Annotated in this window: 8 protein-coding genes; all 8 read right to left on the bottom strand. The window is 67.2% G+C overall.

Annotation, left to right across the window (positions count from 1 at the left end; translation table 11 throughout):
• Positions 1 to 251: 251 nt before the first annotated feature.
• From murB to BLP96_RS01300, 8 genes are read right to left on the bottom strand one after another with little or no spacing between them, the layout of a single operon-like run.
• Positions 252 to 1265 carry a UDP-N-acetylmuramate dehydrogenase gene (gene murB, locus BLP96_RS01335; protein WP_089682296.1) on the bottom strand — a complete coding sequence of 338 codons (1014 nt, stop codon included), beginning with the start codon at positions 1263 to 1265 and terminating at the stop codon, positions 252 to 254.
• Positions 1262 to 1741, bottom strand: coding sequence for a low molecular weight protein-tyrosine-phosphatase (locus BLP96_RS01330; RefSeq protein ID WP_089682294.1), 480 nt, complete (start codon positions 1739 to 1741; stop codon positions 1262 to 1264). The genes murB and BLP96_RS01330 overlap by 4 nt, the downstream gene beginning before the upstream one ends.
• On the bottom strand, positions 1741 to 2526 hold the full coding sequence (gene kdsB, locus BLP96_RS01325) for a 3-deoxy-manno-octulosonate cytidylyltransferase (RefSeq protein WP_089682293.1): 786 nt from the start codon (positions 2524 to 2526) through the stop codon (positions 1741 to 1743). The genes BLP96_RS01330 and kdsB overlap by 1 nt, the downstream gene beginning before the upstream one ends.
• On the bottom strand, positions 2526 to 2735 hold the full coding sequence (locus BLP96_RS01320) for a Trm112 family protein (RefSeq protein ID WP_089682291.1): 210 nt from the start codon (positions 2733 to 2735) through the stop codon (positions 2526 to 2528). The genes kdsB and BLP96_RS01320 overlap by 1 nt, the downstream gene beginning before the upstream one ends.
• A 33-nt stretch (positions 2736 to 2768) precedes the next feature.
• Positions 2769 to 3788, bottom strand: a complete 1020-nt coding sequence (lpxK, locus tag BLP96_RS01315; RefSeq protein WP_089682289.1) for a tetraacyldisaccharide 4'-kinase — start codon at positions 3786 to 3788, stop codon at positions 2769 to 2771.
• Complete coding sequence (msbA, locus tag BLP96_RS01310) at positions 3785 to 5530, bottom strand: lipid A export permease/ATP-binding protein MsbA (RefSeq protein ID WP_089682287.1); 1746 nt, start codon at positions 5528 to 5530, stop codon at positions 3785 to 3787. Before msbA ends, lpxK begins: the two co-directional genes overlap by 4 nt.
• Positions 5527 to 5955 (bottom strand): ExbD/TolR family protein, encoded by a 429-nt coding sequence (locus BLP96_RS01305; protein ID WP_089682286.1) that lies wholly within the window; start codon positions 5953 to 5955, stop codon positions 5527 to 5529. The genes msbA and BLP96_RS01305 overlap by 4 nt, the downstream gene beginning before the upstream one ends.
• Positions 5952 to 6659 (bottom strand): MotA/TolQ/ExbB proton channel family protein, encoded by a 708-nt coding sequence (locus BLP96_RS01300; RefSeq protein WP_089682284.1) that lies wholly within the window; start codon positions 6657 to 6659, stop codon positions 5952 to 5954. The genes BLP96_RS01305 and BLP96_RS01300 overlap by 4 nt, the downstream gene beginning before the upstream one ends.
• Positions 6660 to 6661 lie beyond the last annotated feature (2 nt).

Here is a 6661-nt window from a genome sequence, read left to right as displayed (position 1 = left end):
CCCAAGGCGGAAACGCCCAAACCCGAGGCGGAGACTCCCGAGCAGGCGGCGCCGGAGTCAACGACATCCTCGCGCCGTCGCCGGCGGCGAGCGCACAACGACCCGCGCGAGATTCGTCGCCGCGAGCGGGAAGCCAAAACTCAGCAGGGCAATCAAGGGTAGACCTTCTGCCGCCAGCCCAATGACATCGCCCGCGCCATTCGGCGCGGGCGATGTCGTTTCCGGGATCGCAACAAGACAATGGAGGGGACTCAACCGGCAAGGCGCGGCTCGCGTTCGAGCGTGACGCCAAACCGCGCTTGCACACGCTCGATGATGCGCTCGGCAAAGGCCAGCAATTCCTCGGCGCTGCCGCCACCGAAGTGCACCAGCACCAGGGCCTGGCGGTCGTGGACACCGAAATGCCCTTCGCGCCGCCCCTTCAAGCCGCACTGGTCGATCAGCCAGCCAGCGGCGAGCTTCACCCGACCGTCGGGCTGGAAAAAGTGCGGCAGCATCGGATGCTCGTCCATCAACCGTTCGGCCTGCTCGGGCGCCACCAGGGGGTTCTTGAAGAAGCTGCCGGCATTGCCGAGCACGGCCGGATCCGGCAGCTTTTCGCGGCGTACCGCACACACTGCCTCGGCGACGGCCAACGGAGGCGCTGCTTCGCCCACCCGGTTCGCCAGATCCCCGTAGCCCAGCCGCGGTCGGGGCGTCGGCGTGAGGCGCAGCACCAGACGAGTGATCGCCACGCGGTCCGCCAGTTCCCGCTTGAAGATGCTGTCGCGATAGCCGAAGTCGCACTCGTCGGCTCCCAGCACCGACTCGCGGCCATCATCGAGATGCAACAGGTGAACCGACTCGATCACCTCCCCGAGCTCCACGCCATAGGCGCCGATGTTCTGGATCGGCGCCGCCCCGCAGCGGCCGGGAATCAGCGCCAGGTTCTCGGTGCCCCACAGACCACGCCCGGCCAGCGCCATTACCAGCCCATGCCAGTCGACGCCGGCCTCGGCATGCACGCGCACCGTATCGCCCACCCCGGCCTCGATCCACCAGCGGTCCATGGACGGCTGGATCACCAGGCCCGGCAGGTGCTCCGGCAGGATCAGGTTGCTGCCACCCCCCAGCAGGGTCGACCGCCAGCCGCGATGGCCCGCGAGGGCCAGCACCTCACGCAATTCGTCGACACGACGCGGTGCCGCAAAGCGCTCGGCCACGCAAGGCAATCCCAGCGTGTTGGCGCCGCTCAAGTCATGACCGGCATGGATCTCGACGCTCAAGACCGTCGTGCCTCCAGGCGCTCGCGCAGTGTCTCGACGAACCCTTGCGAAGCCGCCTCGATCAGGTCGATCACCTCCTCGAAACCATGCTCCCCCCCATAATAGGGATCGGGGACGGCACGCTCGGGATAGCCAGCATAGGTCAGAAAGAGCGCGGCCTCGGCACTGCTATCGGCCGGCCGCAGGGCCTCGATGGCCGCCAGATTGTCATGATCCATGGCCAGCAAATAGTCGAAACGATAGAAGTCCTCGACGCAAAGCTGGCGAGCCCGGAGTGGGGAAAGATCGATGCCGCGGCGCAGCGCCGCCGCCTGGGCGCGCGAATCCGGAGCCTTGCCCAGGTGCCAGGAGCCGATGCCGCAGGAATCCACGCTGACGACGTCCTCCAGTCCTCGCTCGGCCAACAGACGGCGAAACACTCCCTCGGCGGTGGGTGAACGGCAGATGTTGCCCAGGCATACGAACAGCACACGCATCATCGCTCTCCTCTCGGTGCTTCGAACAGCTCACGGAGTCGCGCCAGATCTTGCACGGTGTCGACACCACCGGGATTGGGCTCGGCGGCCAGGGCCACCTGAATGGCGTGCCCATGGTGGAGCGCGCGCAGCTGCTCCAACTGCTCCAGCCGCTCCAGCGGCGCCGGGGCCCACTCCCGATAGTCGGCGAGAAAGCCGGCACGGTAGGCGTAGAGACCGATATGACGCAGCCAGGCGTCGGTCTCCAGCAGCTCGGGGGGAGCTGCGAAGTGCTCGCGATCCCAAGGGATGGGCGCGCGGGAGAAGTACAGCGCCCGCCCCGAAAGGGCGCGCACCACCTTCACCACGTTGGGATTGAACAGCGTCTCGACGTCCACGATCGGCTCGGCCAGAGTGGCAATCGACGCTCCCGGGTCGTCATGCAGCCGCGCCGCCACCTGATCGATCAACGCAGGAGGCACCAGCGGCTCGTCCCCCTGGACGTTGACCAACACGGCCTCGTCGTCCAGGGCCAGCGTCGCGGCCACTTCGGCGAGGCGATCCGTGCCCGAGGCGTGATCGTGGCGCGTCATCACCACCTCGGCACCGTAAGGCGACAGTGCATCGCGGATACGCACGTCATCGGTGGCCACCACCACTCGCGAGGCCGAACTGCAGCGGGCACGCCGCCACACGTGGGCCACCATGGGCTCACCGGCGATCTCGGCCAGCGGCTTGCCGGGCAACCGAGAGGAGGCATAGCGGGCGGGTATGACCGCCAGGAAGGAACGCTGCGACTCCGCCATCACCCTTCCCCAAGGCGCCCGGGGGACTCGGGCAACTTTTCGTCGGCATCCATCTGCCGCGCCTCCTCGGGCAGCATCACCGGAATGCCATCGCGAACCGGATAGGCCAGGCCATCGAAGTGGCAGCGCAGTTCATGAGCCTCGCGATCGTACTTCAGCTTGCCCTTGCATAGCGGGCAAACCAGCATCGCCAGCAGTTCCTTGTCCATTCTCTACCTCCACGATCAAAAGGGAGCGTCTCTTCATCCATCGGAGCCGATGCGGTGACGGTCCGGCAGCCGCTGGTCGAGCCAGGCGACGAAACCGGCATCCGGCTCGGCCTCTACCTCCAGCACCCAAGTGTCGGCGGGCGCCAAGCCATCGCACTTTTCGGCATCCTTGGCCGTCATCACCACCGCCCGGCCGTCGTCGAAGGCCAGGTCCGACGCGGTATAGCGATGGTGATCCCCCAGCGCATGAGGCACGCTCGTCACGCCCAACGCCTTGAGGGTGGCGAAGAAGCGCTGCGGGTGACCGATGCCGGCCACCGCATTCACCGGGCAGACGAAGGGCAATGGCGCCAACTCGCGTGCTTCACCGTCGGCGAGACGTCGCCAGCGCACCGGCTGAAGCCGGAACGTCCAGGCGCCGGGCGGCGGCGAGAAGGCCGGTTCGCCGTTGACCAACACCGCATCCACCGTATCCAGCCGCGACAAGGGCTCGCGCAACGGCCCGGCGGGCAGACAGCGGCCGTTGCCGAACCCCCAGCGTCCGTCTGCCACCACCAGCTCCAGGTCGCGGCCCAGTGCCAGATGCTGCAAGCCGTCGTCACTGATCAGGATATCGCAGCCCGCCTCGATCAGCGCCCGGGCGCCTCGCGGCCGATCGGGGTCGACCACCACCGGTACGCCGGTCTGCCGCGCCAGCATGCGCGGTTCGTCGCCGCACTCGGCGACCGGCGTTTCGCGGGTCACCCACAGCGGATAGTGCAGCGCCCGACCACCATAGCCACGCGAGACGATGCCCGGACGCCACCCCCGGGCGGCAAGGTGCCGGGCCAGCCAGGCGGTGAGCGGCGACTTGCCGCTGCCGCCCAGCGTCAGGTTGCCGACCACGATCACCGGCACACCGGCCTGCCATACCGCGCGGCGACCGGTACGGAAGGCAGCGGCCCGGCGCGCCACCGTCCAGCGATAGAGCGCTTCCAGCGGGCGCAGCAGGCCAAGCCATGGCGCCCCGCGATAGGCGGCTTCGAGCCAACGCTCGCCCAGCGAACCGCTCATGTCGCGTCCGCCTCCTGAAACTGCAGTCGGTGGAGGGCGGCATAAGCACCGTCGTGGGCCAACAGCTCGGCATGGGTACCTTGCTCGACGATCATACCCTGCTCCATCACCAGAATACGGTCGGCGCGCTCGATGGTTGAGAGACGGTGAGCGATCACGAAGGTGGTTCGCCCACGGCAAACCTCTTCCAGCGCGGCCTGAATATGGCGTTCCGACTCGGTATCCAGCGCCGAGGTCGCCTCGTCGAGCACCAGCAAGGGCGCATCCTTGAAGATCGCCCGGGCAATGGCCAGACGCTGGCGCTGACCGCCGGAGAGCATCACGCCGTTGTCGCCCACCACCGTGTCGTAGCCCTTCGGCAACCGCTCGATGAACTCATCGGCATGGGCCGCACGGGCCGCGGCGCGAATGTCGGCGGGATCGGCCTCGGGCTCGCCGTAGGCGATGTTACCGGCAATGCTGGCGTTGAACAGGGTGACCTGCTGGGAAACCAGCGCAATCTGCCGACGCAGGGGGCCCAGACGGTACTCGTCGAGGGACACGTCGTCGATCAGCACTCGCCCGGCGGTCGGTCGATAGAACCGCGGCAGCAGCCCCACCAGCGTCGACTTGCCGCTTCCCGAGCGGCCGACGATGGCGACCATCTCGCCCTCTCGAACGTGGAGGTCGATGCCCTTGAGCACCTCGGGCTGATCGGCGCCATAGCGAAAGCGAACGCCTTCGAAACTCACTCGTCCCGCCAGCCGACCTGGCTCATGGCTGCCTTCATCCGGCTCGGTGGGCTCGTCGAGCAAGCCGAACAGCTCGCTGGTCGCTGCGATGCCCTTCTGGATCTCGCTGTTGATTTCGGTGAGCTGGCGTACCGGCTTGGCCATCAGCGAGGCGGCGGTGATGAAGGCCACGAACTCGCCCGGGGTCATGTCGTCCATCAGCGCCGGCGACATGGCCAGCCACACCAGAACGGCCAGCGCCAGGGCCACCAGCAGTTGGATCACCGGCGTACTGACCGCTTTGGTCAGCGCTTCCTTCATGCTCTGCTGGCGGTTGTAATCGCTGGCGGCGGCGAAGCGCGCCTTCTCGTACGTTTCGGCACCGTGAGTACGCACCACGCGATAGCCGGAGAGAGCCTCTGAAGCGACGTGGGTGACGTCGCCCATGGAGTGCTGGATGCGCTGCGACAGGCGCCGAAAGCGCTTGCTGGCATAGCTGACCACACCGGCGATCAACGGCGTTACCGCCAGGAACAGCAACGTCAGCATCCAGTTGGTCCACAGCAGGTAGCTGACCAACCCGATCACGAAGAGTCCCTCGCGCAGCAAAATGGTCACCGCCTTGGTGGCCGCCCCGGTCACCTGCTCGACGTGATAGGTAACCCGCGAGATGAGGTGGCCGCTGGAGTGAGCATCGAAGAAGCGTCCCGGCAAGTGCAGCATGTGGTCGAAGACGTTGCAGCGCAACGCGTGCACCACGTTGCGCGCCACGCTGCTCATGAAGTACGTGCCCAGGAAGGTACCTACCCCGCGTGCGCCGAACATGCCGACCACGAACAGCGGCAGGAAGAGACGGAAGGTGGCATCCGGATCCTGGATACCATCGATGAGCCGCTTCATCATCTCCGCCAGGGCCGTGCTCGAGGCGGCATAGATGGCGTAGCCCAGAAAGGCCAGCGCGAACGCACGCCAGTATGGCTTCACGTAGCCGAGCAGGCGTTTGTAGAGGCTCCAGCCGGAGTGAGAGTTCACGGACGCTCCGCTTGGGTGGATGGTGATTGTGTTTCGCGGGTGGCGATGCGTACCCGGTCAATGCGCAGCGCACCCGCCCGGTCGAGCGCCCGCACCACATCGGCGTGGGCGGCACGCGCATCCGCCTCCAGCACCAGGCCATGCTCGCGGGCCTGGGTGGCTCGTTCGGTCATCGCCTCGGCGAGGGCAGCGGCGGACAGAGTCCGCTCACCGAGACGATAGTCGCCGTCGGCAGTGACCACCAGCGTCACCGGCGCCGCATCGAGGGCTGTGCCGGTTTCGCTCTCGGGCAGCGTGAGTTCGAGCGCCTGGCGGGTCTCGAAGGTCGTGGAAACCATGAAGAAGATCAGCAGCAGAAAGACGACGTCGATCAACGGCGTGAGATTCACCTCCACCGGATCGCGGCGCCGACGCACGAACCTCACGAGCGCTTCGTTCCCGAGGCGCGGCCGCCGTCCACGACCGTCGTGGCATGGGCCGACGGCGCGGCAGCCGCTGCCGGGCGCTCGGCAAAATCGAGGCGGCCCGGGTGATGGGCGAGAAACTCCACCACCTGGCTGGCCTGCTCCTCCATGCGCACGGTGATGTCTTCCACGCGACGCAGGAAGTAGCGATGGAACATCAATGCGGGAATGGCCACGGTGAGCCCCGCCGCCGTGGTCACCAGAGCGCGCGAGATACCGCCGGCGAGGTCGGCGGTACGTCCGGCTCCGTCACCGGCGACGATCACCGCGAATACCTCGATCATGCCGACGACGGTACCCAGCAGGCCGATCAAGGGGGTGATGGCCGCGATGGTGCCCAACGGGCTCAGGAAGCGCTCCATGTCGTGGATCACCGCCGTAGCGGCCTCCTGGAGCCGTGCGCGAACCTGCTCGTGTCCCAGTCGCACGTTGCGCAGACCCGCCGCCAGCACGCCGCCCAACGGCGAATGGGCCTCCAGCCAGTAGAGATTGACCTGCCCCTTCGACACCAGCGAGCAAACCTCCTGGCCCAAACCGTAGGGAGCGATTCGAGCGGCACGCAGGGTCCACAGCCGCTCGATGATGATCACCGTGGCCACCAGCGAACAGCCCAGCAGGGGCACCATCAGCCACCCCCCGGCAGCGAGCGCCTCGATCATGTCCATGA

The sequence above is a fragment of the Billgrantia gudaonensis genome, from assembly GCF_900100195.1.
Lineage (GTDB): Bacteria > Pseudomonadota > Gammaproteobacteria > Pseudomonadales > Halomonadaceae > Halomonas > Halomonas gudaonensis.
Note: the sequence above shows the minus strand (reverse complement) of the source record. Positions and strands in the feature narration are given on the sequence as shown.

Excerpts from the sequence above, each read along its gene's own strand:
- BLP96_RS01330 (WP_089682294.1), bottom strand. The coding sequence starts at position 1,741 with ATGCGTGTGCTGTTCGTATGCCTGGGCAACATCTGCCGTTCACCCACC.
- kdsB (WP_089682293.1), bottom strand. The coding sequence starts at position 2,526 with ATGGCGGAGTCGCAGCGTTCCTTCCTGGCGGTCATACCCGCCCGCTAT.
- BLP96_RS01320 (WP_089682291.1), bottom strand. The coding sequence starts at position 2,735 with ATGGACAAGGAACTGCTGGCGATGCTGGTTTGCCCGCTATGCAAGGGC.
- lpxK (WP_089682289.1), bottom strand. The coding sequence starts at position 3,788 with ATGAGCGGTTCGCTGGGCGAGCGTTGGCTCGAAGCCGCCTATCGCGGG.
- BLP96_RS01300 (WP_089682284.1), bottom strand. The coding sequence starts at position 6,659 with ATGGACATGATCGAGGCGCTCGCTGCCGGGGGGTGGCTGATGGTGCCC.